12 protein-coding genes are annotated in these 17,806 nt (G+C 74.6%); 7 read left to right on the top strand and 5 right to left on the bottom strand.

Annotated features, from left to right (window positions below; translation table 11 throughout):
• Window positions 1-49: 49 nt before the first annotated feature.
• Both ACWFQ8_RS02600 and ACWFQ8_RS02595 read right to left on the bottom strand, forming a co-directional pair.
• Complete coding sequence (locus ACWFQ8_RS02600; RefSeq protein WP_453784370.1) at window positions 50-1,702, bottom strand: M23 family metallopeptidase; 1,653 nt, start codon at window positions 1,700-1,702, stop codon at window positions 50-52.
• A gap of 216 nt (window positions 1,703-1,918) precedes the next feature.
• On the bottom strand, window positions 1,919-2,692 hold the full coding sequence (locus ACWFQ8_RS02595) for an esterase/lipase family protein (RefSeq protein ID WP_453784369.1): 774 nt from the start codon (window positions 2,690-2,692) through the stop codon (window positions 1,919-1,921).
• Window positions 2,693-2,943: 251 nt separating this feature from the next.
• Between ACWFQ8_RS02595 and ACWFQ8_RS02590 the strand changes: the two genes are divergently transcribed.
• Window positions 2,944-3,345 (top strand): cobalamin B12-binding domain-containing protein, encoded by a 402-nt coding sequence (locus tag ACWFQ8_RS02590; RefSeq protein WP_453784368.1) that lies wholly within the window; start codon window positions 2,944-2,946, stop codon window positions 3,343-3,345.
• A 137-nt stretch (window positions 3,346-3,482) separates the two neighbouring features.
• On the opposite strand, the gene ACWFQ8_RS02585 is transcribed toward ACWFQ8_RS02590, so the two are convergent.
• Together ACWFQ8_RS02585 and ACWFQ8_RS02580 are read right to left on the bottom strand one after the other, a co-directional pair.
• Window positions 3,483-5,066: a DUF5691 domain-containing protein gene (locus ACWFQ8_RS02585; protein WP_453784367.1), complete on the bottom strand. Its 1,584-nt coding sequence runs from the start codon at window positions 5,064-5,066 to the stop codon at window positions 3,483-3,485.
• 202 nt (window positions 5,067-5,268) lie between these two features.
• Window positions 5,269-6,612: an SWIM zinc finger family protein gene (locus tag ACWFQ8_RS02580; protein WP_453784366.1), complete on the bottom strand. Its 1,344-nt coding sequence runs from the start codon at window positions 6,610-6,612 to the stop codon at window positions 5,269-5,271.
• 134 nt (window positions 6,613-6,746) lie between these two features.
• Between ACWFQ8_RS02580 and ACWFQ8_RS02575 the strand changes: the two genes are divergently transcribed.
• The 5 genes from ACWFQ8_RS02575 (at window position 6,747) to sucD (ending at window position 13,933) form a co-directional block, all read left to right on the top strand.
• On the top strand, window positions 6,747-7,853 hold the full coding sequence (locus tag ACWFQ8_RS02575) for an ATP-binding protein (RefSeq protein WP_453784365.1): 1,107 nt from the start codon (window positions 6,747-6,749) through the stop codon (window positions 7,851-7,853).
• A complete protein-coding gene (locus ACWFQ8_RS02570; RefSeq protein WP_453784364.1) occupies window positions 7,850-10,192 on the top strand; it encodes a DUF5682 family protein in 2,343 nt (780 codons plus the stop codon). The genes ACWFQ8_RS02575 and ACWFQ8_RS02570 overlap by 4 nt, the downstream gene beginning before the upstream one ends.
• Before the next feature lie 185 nt (window positions 10,193-10,377).
• Window positions 10,378-11,568: a VWA domain-containing protein gene (locus tag ACWFQ8_RS02565; RefSeq protein ID WP_453784363.1), complete on the top strand. Its 1,191-nt coding sequence runs from the start codon at window positions 10,378-10,380 to the stop codon at window positions 11,566-11,568.
• Between the two features lie 274 nt (window positions 11,569-11,842).
• Window positions 11,843-13,021, top strand: a complete 1,179-nt coding sequence (gene sucC / locus ACWFQ8_RS02560; protein ID WP_453784362.1) for an ADP-forming succinate--CoA ligase subunit beta — start codon at window positions 11,843-11,845, stop codon at window positions 13,019-13,021.
• A 21-nt stretch (window positions 13,022-13,042) separates the two neighbouring features.
• Window positions 13,043-13,933: a succinate--CoA ligase subunit alpha gene (gene sucD / locus ACWFQ8_RS02555; RefSeq protein WP_453784361.1), complete on the top strand. Its 891-nt coding sequence runs from the start codon at window positions 13,043-13,045 to the stop codon at window positions 13,931-13,933.
• Window positions 13,934-14,043: 110 nt separating this feature from the next.
• Here sucD and ACWFQ8_RS02550 read toward each other — a convergent pair whose 3' ends face one another.
• On the bottom strand, window positions 14,044-15,900 hold the full coding sequence (locus ACWFQ8_RS02550) for a helix-turn-helix domain-containing protein (RefSeq protein WP_453784360.1): 1,857 nt from the start codon (window positions 15,898-15,900) through the stop codon (window positions 14,044-14,046).
• Window positions 15,901-16,019: 119 nt separating this feature from the next.
• Here ACWFQ8_RS02550 and ACWFQ8_RS02545 point away from each other — a divergent pair, with 119 nt between their 5' ends.
• Complete coding sequence (locus tag ACWFQ8_RS02545; protein WP_453784359.1) at window positions 16,020-17,777, top strand: cell division protein PerM; 1,758 nt, start codon at window positions 16,020-16,022, stop codon at window positions 17,775-17,777.
• Window positions 17,778-17,806: the final 29 nt, after the last annotated feature.

Raw genomic sequence — 17,806 nt, 5'->3', positions numbered from 1 at the left:
GTACGGGGCGTGTGGTGGAGCGGGGGGAGCCGCGTCGTGCGGGCTCGGATCAGCTCGGGTCCAGGCCGTGATTGCGGAGCCACGGCAGCGGGTCGATCGCGGCCCCGCCGCCCGGCCGTACCTCGAAGTGCAGGTGCGGTCCGGTGGAGTTGCCGGAGTTGCCGGAGTACGCGATGACCTCGCCGGCCTTGACCTTGCCGCCGCGGATCTTGGTGCTGCTGAGGTGGCAGTACCAGGTCTCGGTGCCGTCGGGGGCGGTCACTATCGCCATGTTCCCGTAGGCGCTGTTGTACTGGGTGCGCACGGTGCCGTCGGTGGCGGCCATGACCGGGGTCCCGTATGAGACCGGGAAGTCGATGCCGGTGTGCACGGACATCCACATGCCGCCGGCCTGGCCGTAGCTGGCGCTGAGTCCCTGCTGCTGGACGGGGAGGGCGAACTTGGGGCGGGCGGCCTCCTTCGCCGCGGCCTCCTCCGCCTTCTTCTTCTTCTCCTCCTCCTGGCGCTGGTGCAGGTCGAGGCGCTCCTGCGTGCGGCTCGCGCGGTCCGCGAAGTCGCCCGCGTCGGCGCTGAGCGCGGCCAGTTGGGTGTCGAGTTTGGTGTTCGCCGCGACCGGCTTCACCGAGGCCGGGTCGGGGGCGGCCATCGTGGTGGTCTCCTGCGACGGCTTGTCCGTGCCGGTCAGCCCGCCGACGGAGGCGGCCGCGACACCCGCGACGCCCATCACGCAGGCGGAGGGCACCGCCACGGTCAGCAGGGCGGAACGCTTCGCCGGGGTGCGGCGACGGCTGCTGTTCGCCTTCGCGGCGGCCCGGCCGCCCGGCTGGGGGGCGTTGCGGCGGCTCGCCCGCGGCGCGGGGGTCACCGGGACCATCTGGGTGGGGAGGTCGTGGATCTCGACCGCATCGAGTTCCACGCCCGGCTCGGCCTCCACGCCCGGCTCGGGCCCCGCCTCGGGAACGGCCTCGAAGACGGCCGTCCGGCTGTAGGCGTCGGGCTCGTACGCCGTCGCGTAACCGCCCTCCGGGTCGGAGGCGGGCGCGGGGGCCTCGTACGCGTAGCCGGCGGAGGTGGCGTCGTACGCGAAGTCCTGCCTGTACTCCGACTGCTGGGGCTGCTCCGACTGCTGGGTCTGCTGGGTCTGCTGGGATTCCGCGGGCCGGTACTCGTACCCGTATCCGTACCCGTAGCCGGTGCTCTCGGGCTGGACCGGGGCCTCGGCGACGGTGTTCCAGGCGGTGGCGTCGTAGGCGCCGGTCTCGGTGCCGGTGGTGCCGTATCCCGGGAGCGCCCAGTGGCCGGTCTGCTCGGCGGACGCGTCGTAGTCGAAGGAGGCGGGCTGCTGGTACTCGCTGTAGGCGGAGTGGTCCGTGCCCGTGCCCGCCGTGTTCCATGCGCTCGCGTCCCACTGGCCCGTCGCGTCCTCGAAGGCGCCTTGGGTGGGGATCGTGGGCAGGTAACCGTCCTGCGGGAGCCACGCGGTGGTGTCGTACGCGCCGGTCTCATAGGCGCCGTACGCCGCATAGTTGACCCCCTGACCCTGTGTTTCATAGGAAACATAGGCCGAGTCACCAGCGAAAGTGGTGGTGGTCAGGCCGTCATACCCGGGTTCCGGATACTGGCCCGACGAGGGGCGGTCGTTCACCAACTTCTCTTTCGCCTCGGCAGTGGGGGCCTGGGTGGCCGGGAACTCGAAGTTCACCGGAGGAGAGCAGTGGCGTGACTGTACCCGGCGGTTACTCGCGACGACAATCTTCGCCGGGTTTCCTTATCTGCGGAACCGGGCATTCAGCCGCCTTTCGGTCGCTGAATGACGCGGCCTTGGCCTTGAGTTCGAAATCTGTTCGAGTTCCTGCGCCGCAGGTATGTCGGATCGGGGCGACGGGATCGCCCCGCCGGAGTCGGCGATGCCGCTCCCTCATGCGACGGAGGGGGTCGCCTCGGGGTCCATCGAGACGAGTCCGGGTCCGTCGAGGGCGCGCCGGACGGCCGCGATCACCGTGGGGTGCGCGGGCAGCGCGAGGTGCCCGATGCCCGTGACCTGGATGTTCTCCGCGCGGAGGTCCGGGTGCTCGATCCGGGCCGTGGTGGTCGGGGCCATCAGCGCGTCGAACTCGCTCCAGAACGCGACGCATCGGGTCGCGCAACCGGGGGCCGGCTCGGCGAGCTCGGCCAGCACGTCGGAGTCCGGGCGCATCTGGCGGACCAGCGGGTGCGCGTTCATGAAGGGGGCGACCAGGGTGCCGGAGTGCGGGGTGCCGAGCGTGACGAGCGTCCGCACGCGGGCGTCGCCGCCCAGGCGCTGGACGTAGTACCGGCCGACCAGGCCGCCCAGGCTGTGCCCGATCAGCTCCACCCGGTCCTGACCGGTGCGCTCGCACAGATCCCCGACGCGCCGGGCCAGGTGGCGGGCGGTGACGCGCAGGTCGCGGGTGAACGGCGAGTAGTTGTACGTCTCCACGTGCCGGCGCCCGTCCGCCGCGAGGGCGCGGCGCAGCAGGACGAAGACGGAGCGGTTGTCGGTGAACCCGTGCAGGAGCAGGACGGGTGGCCGCCGGCGCGCGGACGGGGCGTCGACGATCTTCTCCTGGCACACCCCGGTCGGGTAGAGCAGCAGGTGGCCGCCGAGCACGACCGCTTCCAGCGCGCCGGCCCGCAGCGCGGCGCCGGACAAGGGTATGGACAGCGCCATCGACGGCCTCCCCTGAGTCCTGTGGGACCCGAGGTCGGCCGCGCCACCGTGCCGCGCGGCTGTCGGCACGGTGGCGCAGTGCATCCATGGCGGTGAAGCAGGGCCGCGACCGGAGCCCGCGAACCGAGGCCCGTCGACCGAAGCCGGTGAATCAACGCCGTCCCACGTGTGATTTCCCCCTCGTGGTTGACCGCGAAACGGTGGCGTGCGCGATGCTGTACTTAACGTTCGTTCACTCGGGAGGCAGTGCGATGGGTGTGACCGGTCCGATCCGTGTGGTGGTGGCCAAGCCGGGTCTCGACGGCCACGACCGCGGGGCCAAGGTGATCGCACGGGCCCTGCGGGACGCGGGCATGGAGGTCATCTACACCGGCCTCCACCAGACCCCCGAGCAGATCGTGGACACCGCGATCCAGGAGGACGCCGACGCGATCGGCCTGTCGATCCTCTCGGGCGCCCACAACACGCTGTTCGCGCGCGTGCTGGAGCTCCTCAAGGAGCGCGACGCGGAGGACATCAAGGTCTTCGGCGGCGGCATCATCCCCGAGGACGACATCGCCCCGCTCAAGGAGAAGGGCGTGGCCGAGATCTTCACCCCGGGCGCGACCACGACCTCCATCGTGGACTGGGTCCGCGCCCACGTCCGCCCGTAGCCTCCGGCGGGTCCGGTGACGGCCCGCCCCGTGCGCCCCGGCCCGCGCCGGGGCGCCCCGCCCCCGCCCCGGCGCGCGGTGCGGGGAGGAGCGGCGAGGGAGGAGCGCCGAGGCACGGCCCGCGGCGGCCCGGAGGGTCAGGCCGGGGTGAGCTCGGAGTGCATCGTCGCGCGCAGGCGAAGGGTGGCGACCAGGCGTTGGAAGGCCTCCGCCCAGTACGCCGCCGCGCCGGGAGACGCGTCCGGCGGGTCCTGCGACGCCTGTGTCAGGGCCTCCAGCCGATCCCCCTCCGCAGGGTCGAGGCAGCGTTCCGCCAGACCCATCACCCCGCTGAAACTCCACGGGTAGCTACCCGCTTCGCGGGCCGCGTCCAGGGCGTCGACCACCGCCCGCCCCAGCGCCCCCGCCCACGGCACCACGCACACGCCGAGCAGCTGGAACGCGTCCGTCAGCCCGTGGGCCCGTACGAACTCCGCGACCCACTGCGCCCTTTCCGGGTCCGGCAGGGTCTCCAGCAGCTTGGCCCGTTCCGCCAGGGACGCCGTGCCCGGGCCCGCCGCGGGCGGCGCGGACGCGGGGCCCAGCAGCGCCCGCGACCAGGCCGCGTCGCGCTGGCGCACCGCCGCCCGGCACCAGGCCGCGTGCAGCTCCTCGGCCCAGCCCTCGACGGCTGCCACCGGCAGCGCCACCATCTCCGCCGGACCGATCCCCCCGAACCGGTCCGACCAGCAGGACAGCGGCGCCGCCTCCACGATCTGCCCGAGCCACCAGGCCCGTTCCCCCCGGCCGGCCGGCGGGCGCTCGACCACCCCGTCCCGAAGCATCCCGCGGTCGCACTCGGCCGGCGGCGTCACGCCCTCCGGGCCCACGCAGGCCAGCGCGCGTTCCGCCATCCGCCCCGCGAGCGCCGACATCGGCAGCGCCGACAGCAACTCGGCGGCCGTCGCCCGGACATTGCGGCTCCGGTCACCCAGGGCCGATTCCAGGAACGGTTCGTCCTGCGCGGACAGGCCCGCCCGCAGGGAGTCGAGGAACATCAGCCGGTCCTCGGCCCGTTCGGCGGCCCAGGTCGTCGCCAGCAAGCGGCGGGCCGCCGCCGCGTCATGGGACCGGACGGCTCCGAGGAGAGCGACCCGCTCCGCGAACAGGCCCTCCTGCCACAGCTGTTCCACCGCGGCCGTGTCCGCCGCGTCCGGCAGTCCCCCGGCGCTGCCCGTCCCGCCGCGCAGGGCGAACCGCCAGTCCGGATTCAGCCGGGCCAGCCACAGGCCCCGGGTCCCTGCCAGCGCCAGCGCGTGCGGCCGCAGGTCCGTACGCGCCCGCGCCGCGTCCAGCAGGGCCGGTACGAGCGCGTCCGGTGCGCGGTAGCCGTGCCGCCCGGCGGCGGCCAGCCACTGCGGCAGCAGTTCCGTCAGATCCGGGGCGGACCCCCGCCTCCCGCCCCCGCTGTTCGCGCCCGTCCGGCCGGCCAGCAGCTGCGCGAGCCGCCGCCGGGCCGCTTCCGGCGGGCCCGGGCGCGGATCCCGGGGTGCGGGCTCCGGCCGGGGCCCGGCCGCGGCCGGCCGCAGTCCCGCCCGGCGCCGCACGGTGTGCACGGCCGCCGCGTCCAGCAGGGCCTCCGGCGAACCGGTCGGCCCCGCGCCCCGCCGCCGGTCGGTGCCCAGCAGCGCGGCGCCGACCAGCTCCTCCCACTCCCCGTAACCCGCTTCGCCCTCGTTCATCGGGCCCCTCCTCGATCGGTACGGCGCTCCGGTCCCGCCCCCTCCGCGGGACCGGAGCAGTCGAAGTCGCACTCCACTGCGTCGTTCAGCTGGCGTGGTTGTCGTTCACAAAGCCCCCCGGCTTCTCGTTGCCACACACCGGCGCCCCCGCGCCGGCGTGTCCTCCCCGTCCCCCTGGGCGCCCCCGCGCCGTCTCTGCCCCTCAGTTCAGTACGACCGGCTCGGGCGAGCCGGGCTGCCAGGCCGTGAGCGGGGTGAACCCCCGGTGGCCGCATTCGCCGAACACCGTCACCGGGCCCCCGCCCGACAGCGCGGCCAGCTGCCACAGCCCCGAACGGGACCGGCTTCCCGGCCCGGACACGGGGACGGGCAGGGCCGAGTCGCCCTCCGCGTCCGCCAGCTGCCAGCCCAGCTCTCCCGGTATCGGGATCACCGGTCCCAGGATCACCGGCCAGGACTCCAGCCAGGGGTCCTGGCGCAGGGCCTCCCCGTACGCCTCCAGCGCAGAACCCGTGCTGACCCCGACCGGAACCTCCGGCCCCGGCGCGGCCGACCCGAACCGCTCCCCGAGATCCGCCCGCAGTCCCCCCGAACCGGGCCGGAAGCGGGCTTCCGCGTCCAGCACCAGGCCGACGGGCATCGCCAGCCCCGGTGGGCGCCCGGGCGGGCCGAAGTCCAGCACCAGGGCCGGCCTCCCGCCGGTCAGGCCGTACAGCCAGATCCTGCGGGTGGTGAGCCGGCCGTCCGGTGACACCGAGTCGTACTGGGACAGCACCAGCCAGCGGTCCCGTACGGCCTCCCCCTCCCCGGAGGCCGGCAGTCCCACCCGGCTGCGGACGGTCGCCGCCCACGGCTCGGGCAGCCCCGACACCCCCAGCCAGGCCCGGTCCAGCAGGTGCAGCAGCGCCGCCTCCTCCAGCATCCGTGCGGGCCAGCCGGGGCCGCAACTGGGTATCGTCCCCAACTCCCGCACCCGCCCCGCCAGTCCGGGGGCCTGTGCGTCGACCATCCGGGCCGCGGTCTCCTCCCAGGCCGCGTACCCCTTCTGCTCCTGGCCGGCGAGGCCGCCGCGGAGCAGGTCGGCCAGCCGCCGCTCCAGCTCGGTGACGCCGGCGCCTATGCGGGCCGCCCGCCGTTCGGCCCGCTTCCGGGCCCCCTCCTCGTCGGCCGGGCGGGCCGGTCCGGCGGCCGGGCGCACGGCCTTCGCCGCCCGCTCCGCCAGCCATTCCGAGGCCCAGTCCGGGGCCTCGCCCGGCTCGCCCACCCCCTCGGCGGACCAGAGCAGCAGCAGCCCCAGCGCGTGCTTGCACGGGAACTTCCGGCTCGGACAGGAGCACTTGTAGGCCGGTCCCGTCAGGTCGACGACCGTCCGGTACGGCTTGCTGCCGCTGCCCTTGCACAACCCCCATACAGAACCGGAAGCGGAACCTCCGATTTGTGACCACGACCCCGCCCCACCGAGCCTGCCCCCCGCCGTGCGTGAGGCATTGTCAGGAGCCAGAGCCAGTACCTGTTCCGCTGTCCAGCGGACCCCCTGCTCAGTCATGTGAACCACCGTAGAGACCCCCACTGACAATCGCTCTGACCTGCAACAACGTGCTGACGCAGGGGCGTTGTCAGTGGCGTGGTGCACCGTGGACACAGCAGTCGGAAGCGGCTGCCGAGCCTTGGAGGGGGACCATGACCATCACCGAGAACGAGACGCGCACCGAGGCGCTGCGACCGCACGCCGAAGATGCCTTCGCGCACGAACTGAAAGCCCTGGCAGCCGCCGACGACCGGCCCCGCCCCGCGCGCTGGAAGCTCTCTCCCTGGGCCGTGGCCACCTATCTGCTCGGCGGCGAACTGCCCGACGGGACGGTGATCACCCCCAAGTACGTCGGTCCGCGCCGCATCGTCGAAGTCGCCGTCACCACCCTCGCCACCGACCGCGCCCTGCTGCTGCTCGGTGTCCCCGGCACCGCCAAGACCTGGGTGTCCGAACACCTCGCCGCCGCCGTGAGCGGCGATTCGACCCTCCTCGTCCAGGGCACCGCCGGCACCCCCGAGGAAGCCATCCGGTACGGCTGGAACTACGCCAGGCTGCTCGCCCACGGCCCCAGCCGCGAGGCCCTCGTCCCCAGCCCCGTCATGCGCGCGATGGCCGACGGCATGACCGCCCGGGTCGAGGAGCTCACCCGCATCCCCGCCGACGTCCAGGACACCCTCATCACCGTCCTGTCCGAGAAGACGCTCCCGATACCGGAGCTCGGCGACGAGGTCCAGGCGGTACGCGGGTTCAACCTCATCGCCACCGCCAACGACCGCGACCGGGGGGTCAACGAGCTCTCCAGCGCCCTGCGCCGCCGCTTCAACACCGTCGTCCTGCCGCTGCCCGCCAGTGCCGACGCCGAGGTCGACATCGTCGCCCGCCGCGTCGACCAGATGGGCCGCTCGCTGGACCTGCCGGCCGCCCCCGAGGGCCTGGAGGAGATCCGCCGCGTCGTCACCGTCTTCCGGGAGCTGCGCGACGGCGTCACCGGCGACGGTCGTACGAAGGTGAAGTCGCCGAGCGGCACCCTCTCCACCGCCGAGGCCATCTCCGTCGTCACCGGCGGCCTGGCCCTGGCGGCGCACTTCGGGGACGGCGTGCTGCGCCCGTCCGACGTGGCCGCCGGCATCCTCGGCGCAGTCGTCCGCGACCCGGCCGCCGACAAGGTCGTCTGGCAGGAGTACCTGGAGGCCGTGGTCCGCGAGCGGGACGGCTGGAAGGACTTCTACCGCGCCTGCCGGGAGGTGACGGTATGAGCGCGGCCGCGAAAGGGCCGAAGCCGGTGACCGGCACCGGCGAGAAGGGCGCTGCGGCGCGCGGCCCGCTCCTGCTGGGCGTCCGTCACCACGGGCCCGGCTCGGCCCGCGCCGTGCGCGCCGCCCTGGACGAGGCCCGGCCGGCGGCCGTGCTGATCGAGGGACCCCCCGAGGGGGACGCCCTGGTCGCGCTCGCCGCCGATCCCGCGATGCGGCCGCCCGTGGCACTGCTCGCACACGCGGCCGACGACCCGGGCCGCGCCGCCTTCTGGCCCCTGGCCGACTTCTCCCCGGAGTGGGTCGCCATCCGCTGGGCGCAGGAGCAGGACGTCCCGGTCCCGGTGCGCTTCATCGACCTCCCGGCCGCCCACTCGCTGGCCGACGGCCCGGTGCGGGCGGACGGCGGCGAGCCCGACTCCGTCCGGCTCGACCCGCTCGCGGTACTGGCGGAGACCGCCGGGTACGACGATCCCGAGCGCTGGTGGGAGGACGTCGTCGAACACCGGGGCACCGCGCGGGCCGGAAAGGAGGACCCGCTCGGCGCGTTCGAGGCACTCGGCGAGGCCATGGGAGCCCTGCGCGAGGCGTACGGCGACGGCGGCGGCGCCCGCGACCTGGTGCGCGAGGCCCACATGCGGCAGCGGATGCGGGCCGCCCGCCGGGAGTTCGGCGACGCCTACGCCGTGGTCTGCGGGGCCTGGCACGTCCCGGCCCTGCGGGCGAAGACCACGGTGGCCGCCGACCGGGCACTGCTCACCGGGCTGCCGAAGGTCAAGGTGGAGACCACCTGGGTGCCCTGGACCCATCGCCGGCTCGCCCGGGCCGGCGGGTACGGCGCGGGCATCACCTCGCCCGGCTGGTACGCGCACCTCTTCGCCGCCCGCGACCGGCCGGTGGAGCGCTGGCTGACCAAAGTCGCGGGCCTGCTCCGCGAGGAGGACCGGCAGGTCTCGTCCGCGCACGTCATCGAGGCGGTCCGGCTGGCCGAGACCCTGGCGGCGATGCGCGGACGGCCGCTGCCCGGCCTGACGGAGACCCTCGAAGCGGTCCGGGCGGTGATGTGCGACGGCTCCGACGTCCCGCTCGCGCTGATCGAGGACCGCCTGGTCGTCGGCGACGTGCTGGGCGAGGTCCCGGACGCGGCACCGGTCGTACCGCTCCAGCGCGATCTGACGCGGCAGCAGCGTTCGCTGCGACTCAAGGCCGAGGCGCAGGATCGGGAGCTGGAGCTCGACCTGCGCAAGGACAGCGACGCCGCGAAGTCCCTGCTCCTGCACCGGCTGCGGCTGCTCGGCGTCGAATGGGGCACGCCCGCCGCCTCGCGGGGGAGCACCGGCACCTTCCGGGAGACCTGGCGGCTCCGCTGGGAACCGGAACTGTCGGTGCGGGTCGCCGAGGCCGGCATCTGGGGCACCACCGTCCTGGCGGCGGCCACCGCCCGGGCCGAGGCGCAGGCGGCGGCCGCCGGGGAGTTGGGCGAGGTCACGGCGCTGGCCGAGCAGTGCCTGCTGGCCGGGCTGTCCGAGGCGCTGCCCGCCGTGCTTCGGGCCCTGGCGGACCGGGCGGCGCTGGACACGGACGTGGCGCGGCTCGCCAAGGCCCTGCCGGCGCTCGCCCGCGCGCTCCGGTACGGCGATGTGCGGGGCACCGACGCGGCGGCGCTCGGCACGGTGGCGGGAGGACTGGCCGAGCGGATATGCGTGGCGCTGCCGCCGGCCTGCGCCGCGGGGCTGGACGCCGACGCGGCGGCCGAGCTGCGGGGGCACGTGGACGCGGTGCACGGCGCGGTCGGACTCCTCGCGGACGCCCGGGAGGGGCTGCGGGAGCGCTGGGCGGCGGTCCTGCGGACACTGGCGGGCCGGGACACCGTGCCGGGCCGGATCCGGGGCCGCGCGGTCCGGTTGCTGCTGGACGACGGGCGGCTGGAGGCGCGGGAGACGGCGCGGCTGATGGGCCTCGCCCTGTCGCCGGCGGCCTCCCCGGCCGACGCGGCGGGCTGGATCGAGGGCTTCGCGGGCGGCGGTTCGGGCGGGGGCACGCTGCTGGTCCACGACGAGCGGCTGCTGGGCCTCGTCGACGCGTGGCTCGTGGCGGTACCGGAGCGCGCCTTCACCGACGTACTGCCGCTGCTGCGACGGACGTTCGGGGCGTACGAGCCGGGGGTGAAGCGGACCCTGGGCGAGCTGGTCCGGCGCGGCCCCGGCGGCGCCGCCTCGGCGCGGCGTCCCGGCTCGGCGCCCGAGGGCTTCGCCCCGGAGCTGGACCCGGTCCGGGCCGACGCGGTGGTGGCGCTGGTCCGGATGCTGCTCGCGCCGGCCGGCGGGGTCGCGGCTGCCTGAGGGGCGGGGCGGCTGCCCCCGCCGGGTGCGGCGCGGGCACGGGGCCCCGCCCCCGGACGTCCGCGCCCGAACGCCGGCAGGGCCGGAAGCGGGCAGCCGGGCCGAGGGGAGAGACCGGTGGTCGAGGCCGACCGGTGGTCGTTTTGGTGGGACTTGTGGTGGGACTGGTGCAGGGGGACGGACAGATGAACGGAACGGACATGAACGCGGGCGTACAGGAGACGGTCGGCCCCGCTGGCGGCGAGCGGCTGCGGCGGTGGCGGATGGTGCTCGGCGGAGGGGAGGCCGACGGCACCGGGTGCGCGCTGACCGGACGGGACGCGGCCATGGACGCCGCCCTGGCCGCGCTGTACGGCGGGGACGCCGGAAGCGGATCCCGCCGCGCCTCGGGGGAGCGGTCGGCCGGCCTCGGCGGGTCCGCGCCGAATGTGGCCCGCTGGCTCGGGGACATCCGTACGTACTTCCCCGCCCCGGTGGTCCAGGTCATGCAGCGCGACGCGATCGAGCGGCTCGGGCTGTCCGCCCTGCTGCTGGAGCCGGAGATGCTGGAGGCCGTCGAGCCCGACGTCCACCTGGTCGGCACCCTGCTCTCACTGAACAAGGCGATGCCGGAGACGACGAAGGAGACGGCGCGGGCCGTGGTCCGCAAGGTGGTCGAGCAGTTGGAGAAGCGCCTCGCGACCCGCACCCGGGCCACCCTCACCGGCGCCCTCGACCGTTCCGCCCGGATCAGCCGTCCCCGTCACCACGACATCGACTGGAACCGCACCATCCGGGCGAACCTGAAGAACTACCTGCCCGAATACCGCACCGTCGTCCCCGAGAGGCTGATCGGATACGGCCGCGCGGCCCGATCGGTGAAGAAGGAGGTCATCCTCTGCATCGACCAGTCGGGCTCGATGGCCGCCTCCGTCGTCTACGCCTCCGTCTTCGGCGCCGTGCTCGCCTCCATGCGTTCGATCGCCACCCGCCTCGTCGTCTTCGACACCGCCGTCGTCGACCTGACCGATCAGCTCGACGATCCCGTGGACGTGCTCTTCGGCACGCAGTTGGGCGGTGGCACCGACATCAACCGCGCCCTCGCCTACTGCCAGTCGAAGATCACCCGCCCCGCGGACACCGTCGTCGTCCTGATCAGTGATCTTTACGAGGGCGGCATACGCAACGAGATGCTCAAGCGGGTCGCGGCGATGAAGGGGGCGGGAGTGGAGTTCGTGACCCTGCTCGCGCTGTCCGACGAGGGCGCGCCCGCCTACGACCGCGAACACGCCGCCGCCCTCGCGGCGCTGGGCGCGCCCGCCTTCGCCTGCACCCCCGACCTGTTCCCGGAGGTCATGGCCGCGGCACTGGAGAAGCGGCCGCTGCCCGTCCCGTGAGGGGGCGGCGCGGGCGCGGGGAACCGGCAGATCGCACGAAGTTCCAGTTCAATCGTGAGGCGATCTGTGACAGGTATCACCGCGCAGGTGTGATCTGCGATTTAGGGACCTACGGCCCACGGGGATAACCTGCGGGACGGACATGCCGCGTCCACGGTCACCGTGTGCGCCTTCCTTGTGACAGCGCCGTCACGTTGCCCTCCGCGGCACGCCCACGCAGATAGCAGAAAACCGCGAATCACTGCGAATCTTTGAAGACAAGGGACGGACGCGCGTGGACCTGTTCGAGTACCAGGCGAGGGACCTCTTCGCCAAGCACGGTGTACCGGTGCTGGCCGGTGAAGTCATCGACACGCCTGAGGCGGCTCACGCGGCCACGGAGCGGCTGGGCGGCAAGTCTGTCGTCAAGGCGCAGGTGAAGGTGGGCGGTCGCGGCAAGGCCGGCGGCGTCAAGCTCGCCGCCACCCCGGAAGAGGCCGTCGCCCGTGCGACGGACATCCTCGGGATGGACATCAAGGGCCACACGGTCCACAAGGTGATGATCGCCGAGACCGCTCCGGAGATCCTGGAGGAGTACTACGTCTCGTACCTCCTCGACCGCACCAACCGCACCTTCCTGGCCATGGCCTCGGTCGCGGGCGGCATGGACATCGAGCAGGTCGCGGAGGAGACCCCCGAGAAGCTCGCCAAGGTCCCGGTGAACGCCAACGAGGGCGTGACCATCGAGAAGGCCCGCGAGATCGTCGAGCTGGCGCAGTTCCCGGCCGAGGTCGCCGAGAAGGTCGCCGAGGTCCTCGTGACCCTGTGGGACACCTTCATCGCCGAGGACGCGCTCCTCGTCGAGGTCAACCCGCTCGCGAAGGTCGCCTCCGGTGACGTCATCGCGCTCGACGGCAAGGTCTCGCTCGACGAGAACGCCGAGTTCCGCCAGCCGGGCCACGAGGAGTTCGTGGACCACGCGGCCGCGAACCCGCTCGAGGCCGCCGCCAAGGCGAAGAACCTCAACTACGTGAAGCTCGACGGCGAGGTCGGCATCATCGGCAACGGCGCGGGTCTCGTCATGAGCACCCTCGACGTGGTCGCGTACGCCGGTGAGAACCATGGCGGCGTCAAGCCCGCCAACTTCCTGGACATCGGCGGTGGCGCCTCCGCCGCCGTCATGGCCAACGGTCTCGAGATCATCCTCGGCGACCCGGACGTCAAGTCCGTCTTCGTCAACGTCTTCGGCGGCATCACCGCCTGTGACGAGGTCGCCAACGGCATCGTCCAGGCGCTGCAGCTGCTCGCGGACAAGGGCGAAGCGGTCACCAAGCCGCTGGTCGTCCGTCTCGACGGCAACAACGCCGAGCTGGGTCGCAAGATCCTCTCGGACGCCAACCACCCGCTGGTGCAGCGCGTGGACACCATGGACGGCGCGGCCGACAAGGCCGCCGAGCTCGCGGCTGCGAAGTAAGGGCAGAGGTCACAGACTCACATGGCTATCTTCCTCAACAAGGACAGCAAGGTCATCGTCCAGGGCATGACCGGTGCCACGGGCATGAAGCACACCAAGCTGATGCTGGCTGACGGCACCAACATCGTCGGCGGCGTGAACCCGCGCAAGGCCGGCACCAGCGTCGACTTCGACGGCACCGAGGTCCCGGTCTTCGGCTCCGTCGCCGAGGCGATCGAGAAGACGGGCGCCAACGTCTCCGTCCTCTTCGTCCCGCCGGCCTTCGCGAAGGCCGCCGTCGTCGAGGCGATCGACGCCGAGATCCCGCTGGCCGTCGTCATCACCGAGGGCATCGCGGTGCACGACTCCGCCGCGTTCTGGGCGTACGCGACCGCCAAGGGCAACAAGACGCGGATCATCGGCCCGAACTGCCCGGGTCTGATCACCCCCGGTCAGTCCAACGCCGGCATCATCCCGGGCGACATCACCAAGCCCGGCAAGATCGGTCTCGTGTCCAAGTCCGGCACGCTGACCTACCAGATGATGTACGAGCTCCGCGACATCGGTTTCACCTCCGCCGTCGGCATCGGTGGCGACCCGGTCATCGGCACCACGCACATCGACGCCCTGGAGGCCTTCGAGGCCGACCCGGAGACCGAGCTCATCGTCATGATCGGCGAGATCGGCGGCGACGCCGAGGAGCGTGCGGCGGACTTCATCGCGAAGAACGTCACCAAGCCGGTCGTCGGCTACGTCGCGGGCTTCACCGCCCCCGAGGGCAAGACCATGGGCCACGCGGGCGCCATCGTCTCCGGCTCCTCCGGCACCGCGCAGGCCAAGAAGGAGGCCCTGGAGGCCGCCGGCGTGAAGGTCGGCAAGACGCCGACCGAGACCGCGAAGCTGGCGCGCGAGATCCTCAACGCCGCCCAGTAGTTCACCGCCGTCCCCGGCCCGTGCCGGCCGGACGACGTGCGAACGGGCGTGGCCCGCACCCCTTCGGGTGCGGGCCACGCCCGTTTTCCGTGCGCTGCGGCCGCGGCGGTTCACTCACTCAGCGGAGCGAGGCGGCCCGGCCCGGCCGCCGGGTCGGCGCGCAGCTTGTCCTGGAGCTGCCGGCTCTGTTCGGTGAGCCGCTGGGGGCCGCTGAGCGGGGGGACCCCGGACACGCTCGCCCCGGGGGACCGCGGGGGCTCGTAGTGGGTGGGCGCGGTCACCGCCGTGTAGGCGGTGGCGGCCGCGATCACCGCCGTGAGGCCGACGGTGGCGCGGGTCCACAGCCGGGTGCGCCGCTCCGCGCCAGTCCGGACGACCGCGCCGGGGCGCGGTTCGAGCCGCACCGCCGGCCGGAGCGCCGCGAACCGGGCGTGCAGCAGCGCGGACTGCTTCTCCGGCGGTACGTCGGCCAGTTCGGGGATCCGGTCGGCGAGGTCGGCGTGCGCGTGCAGCAGGCGGCTGCCGGCGGTGGGAGTGCTGGCCTCCGTCTCGGCGGCGGTGTCGGGGAGGTCGAGTCCGACACCGTCGTAGAGCAGCACGGTCCGGCGGTGCGCGGGCGGCAGCGCGAGCATGGCGTCGAGCAGGATGCGGTCGTCCGGTTCGACCGGCGGCTTGTCGGGATGCCGGTGGGAGCGGCGGAGCCGGTGCCAGGGGGACAGGGCGTACTCGTACGCGGCCGCGCGCACCCAGCCCACCGGGGCGGGGTCGACGGCCACTTCGGGCCAGCGGGCCCAGGCCTGGCAGAACGCCCGCTCCACGGCTTCCAGGGCGAGGGCCCGGCGGCCCGTGAGCAGGTAGGTCTGCCGGACGAGGGTGTGGGCGGCGTGGGCGTGCAGGGCGTCGAAGGCCTCGGCCGCGCGCCCTTGCCGGGTTCCCTGCGGGACCGCTCCGGGGCCCTCGCCGTCCCCGCCCCCGGTCCCGGCCTCGACGTCCGTGCCGCCCCCGTCCCCGGTCCCGGTTCGGGCCTCGGCTTCGGTGCTGAAGCCGGTCCGGGGTCGGGCCTCGGCTTCGGTGCTGATCCAGGCTCCGGGCCTGGCCTCGGCCCCGGACCCGACCCAGGCTCCGGGCCCGGCCTCGACCTCGGGACCACCGGCCTCCGGCCCGGTCCCGGCCCAGGCCTCGGGACCAGCCCCGGCCCGGGTGTCGGGCCCGGTCCGGGTGTGGGCCCCGGCGGCCTCTGCGGTACCCGCGCCGGTCGCGTCGTCCGTGCAGGGGGTCCCGTCGGCCCGGGGCACCGCCGCGTGCTCCGCGGTTCCGGGGGGCGGCGGTGCGCCGGGCCGGTCGGATCCGCCCGTTCCCGAGGTTCCGTCGGCCGTGCTCCCGTCGGGGCGGAGCCCGGCGTGACCACCGGCACCGGCACCGATTCCGGCCCCGACCCCGGCCCGGGCCGGGGTCTTGACCTCGTGGCGGGGCATCCCGACGGGGGGTTTGGCGGCCCGCTTCGCCGCGGACCTGGGCCGGGTCCGGGGGCTCACCGGCCGCGCCGCACTGCCGGAGGCGAAGGCACGGACGGCCCCGATGGCCCGCAGCGCGGTGCTGCCGCCCGCCGTCGCGTCCGCCTCGGTGCCGGCCGGCTCCGCCTGAGCCGCCGCCCCGGCTCCGTCGGCGGGGACGGCCGTACCGGCCCGGTCGGGGAACGGTGGTCCGGACCGCTCCGCGGCCGCCGCCGCGGAGGGTTCGGCGGCGGCGAGGCGCGCCAGGAACTGCGCGTACGCCGTCCGCTTGCGGCCCCGGGGTACCGTGCGGCCCGATTCCCAGGAGCGGACCGTGCCCCGGGCCACGTCCACGGCAGCCGCCACGTCCTCGTACGTCAGGGCGGCCGCCTCGCGCAGTCTGCGGCACTCCTTCGGGGCGGGCAGTCCCGGCTCGGAGGCAGGAGCGGAGCCCGTTCCGACGCTCTGTGTCATGCCACACTCCCCGCGACCCGGTAGCCCTGGGCGAAAAAGTACATAAGCGTATCTTGAGCGACACCACGGGCATTCGCCTGTTACCCGCCCATAGCGCGTGTCGTTGGCACCATGGCGGGGTGACCCAAGTGACCGAACGCGGGACCTCCTCCTCCGCGGCCCCGCCGGCCCGTGGGCGGCGCCGCTCCCCGGCCGCCGCCGCGTGCGTGGCGGCCGGCGCCGTGGCGGCGGGCCTCGGGCTCGGCTTCCTCGCCGTGCTCGTCATCGTGTTGTGGATCAGCTCCCCGTACCCCGACAGCGGTCCCGGCGGAGCCCTGCACCTCGCCGCCGGACTGTGGCTGCTGGCCCACGGGACGGAGCTCGTGCGCTACGAGACCCTGTCCGGGGTGCCCGCGCCCGTGGGCGTGACGCCGCTGCTCCTCGTCGCACTGCCCGTGCTGCTCGTGCGGCGCGCCGCACGGCTCGGCAGCGTCTGCGACGAGGAGGACGAGGCGACGCTGCCCGCCGCGGCGGTCTTCTCGGCCGTGCTCTGCGGATACCTGGCCGTCGGAGCCCTGGCCACGGTGTACGCGGCGGGCGGCCCCATGCCCGCGGACCCGCTCAGCGCGGCCTGGCACGTGCCGCTGGTCGCCGTGCTCGCCGCCGCCGGCGGGGTGTGGGCGGCCCGGGGCCGTCCGCTCGGGCCCCTCACGGACCGGCTCCCCGCGGGCGTACGGAGGGCAGTCGCACGCCCCCGGTACGCGCTGGCGCTCCGGGCGGGGGCGGGCGGGACCCTCGTACTCCTGGGCGGCGGTGTCCTGCTCGTCGGAGCCTCGCTCGCGTGGCACGGGGCGGAGGTCCAGGAGTCGTTCCTGGAGTTGACCGGAGTGTGGTCGGGCCGGTTCGCGGTCCTGCTTCTCGCCCTGGCGCTGATCCCGAACGCCATGGTGTGGGGCGCGGCTTACGCGCTCGGGCCCGGCTTCGACCTCGGTACGGGCGCGTCCGCCACTCCGTTCGGCTTCGACGGCTCGCCCGCGCTGCCCCGCTTCCCGCTGCTGGCCGCGCTCCCGCCCGAAGGGCCCGGGACCGCGCTGACCTGGGCGACCGCCGGCGTGCCGCTGGTCGCCGGGCTGGTGGTCGGGTGGTTCGCGGTGCGCCGGGCGCGCGAGGTCTCGTACGGGGAGACCGCCTTCACGGCGGCCCTGGGTGCGCTGGTCTGCGGGTTGGCGATGACGGGACTCGCGGCGGCGGCCTCGGGGCCGCTCGGTTCGCGGGAGTTGGCCGACTTCGGGCCGGTGTGGTGGGCCGCGGGCGCGGCGGCCTTCGGCTGGACCCTGGCGCCGGCGGTGTCGGTGGCGGTCGCCGTGCACGCCTGGCGCAACCGCCCCGCGCACGGGCTCGCAGGCCCGGACGCGGACCTTCCGCCGGACGACGGCTGGCACGACAGCGGCGTGCGGGAGATCCGCTGGGAGGCCCTGCGCAAGGCGGCGGGCACCTTGGTTCCGGAGATCCCGAAGGTCATCGACCTCCCGAAGACCCCGGACCCGACGGGCACCCCCGCGGTCCCGGGCACCGCCGCGGTCCCGGGCACCCTCGCGGTCCCGGTCGGCACCCCCGCGGTCGGCGGTCCCCCGGCGCCGCCCGAACCCCGGCCGGCCACGGCGCCTCCGACGGCCCCGTCCGCGGGCGAGGCCCGTACGACGGCCCCGGCCACCGCCCCGCGCCGGCCGCAGCGCCGGACGGTGACCGTCCTGCCCGGGACCGGCCTGGACCTGCCGCCGGTACCGGTCCCCGCGGAGCCCGCGGCCGCGCAGCCCGCGCCGTCGCCCGCCGCGCCGCCGCTCGCGCCGTCGGTGACGGGCGTCCGGGTGCTGGCACGCCGCAAGCCCCCGGCCTGAGGTGCGGGCGGGGGCGGGAGCGGGACAGC

It is taken from the genome of Streptomyces sp. NPDC055254 (assembly GCF_053606025.1).
The sequence above is the reverse complement of the archived record's forward strand: the minus strand, read 5'-3'. Positions and strand labels throughout refer to the sequence as shown.

Excerpts from the sequence above, each read along its gene's own strand:
- ACWFQ8_RS02550 (WP_453784360.1), bottom strand. The coding sequence starts at position 15,900 with ATGACACAGAGCGTCGGAACGGGCTCCGCTCCTGCCTCCGAGCCGGGA.
- sucD (WP_453784361.1), top strand. The coding sequence starts at position 13,043 with ATGGCTATCTTCCTCAACAAGGACAGCAAGGTCATCGTCCAGGGCATG.
- ACWFQ8_RS02595 (WP_453784369.1), bottom strand. The coding sequence starts at position 2,692 with ATGGCGCTGTCCATACCCTTGTCCGGCGCCGCGCTGCGGGCCGGCGCG.
- ACWFQ8_RS02575 (WP_453784365.1), top strand. The coding sequence starts at position 6,747 with ATGACCATCACCGAGAACGAGACGCGCACCGAGGCGCTGCGACCGCAC.
- ACWFQ8_RS02585 (WP_453784367.1), bottom strand. The coding sequence starts at position 5,066 with ATGAACGAGGGCGAAGCGGGTTACGGGGAGTGGGAGGAGCTGGTCGGC.
- ACWFQ8_RS02580 (WP_453784366.1), bottom strand. The coding sequence starts at position 6,612 with ATGACTGAGCAGGGGGTCCGCTGGACAGCGGAACAGGTACTGGCTCTG.
- ACWFQ8_RS02590 (WP_453784368.1), top strand. The coding sequence starts at position 2,944 with ATGGGTGTGACCGGTCCGATCCGTGTGGTGGTGGCCAAGCCGGGTCTC.
- ACWFQ8_RS02565 (WP_453784363.1), top strand. The coding sequence starts at position 10,378 with ATGAACGGAACGGACATGAACGCGGGCGTACAGGAGACGGTCGGCCCC.
- ACWFQ8_RS02570 (WP_453784364.1), top strand. The coding sequence starts at position 7,850 with ATGAGCGCGGCCGCGAAAGGGCCGAAGCCGGTGACCGGCACCGGCGAG.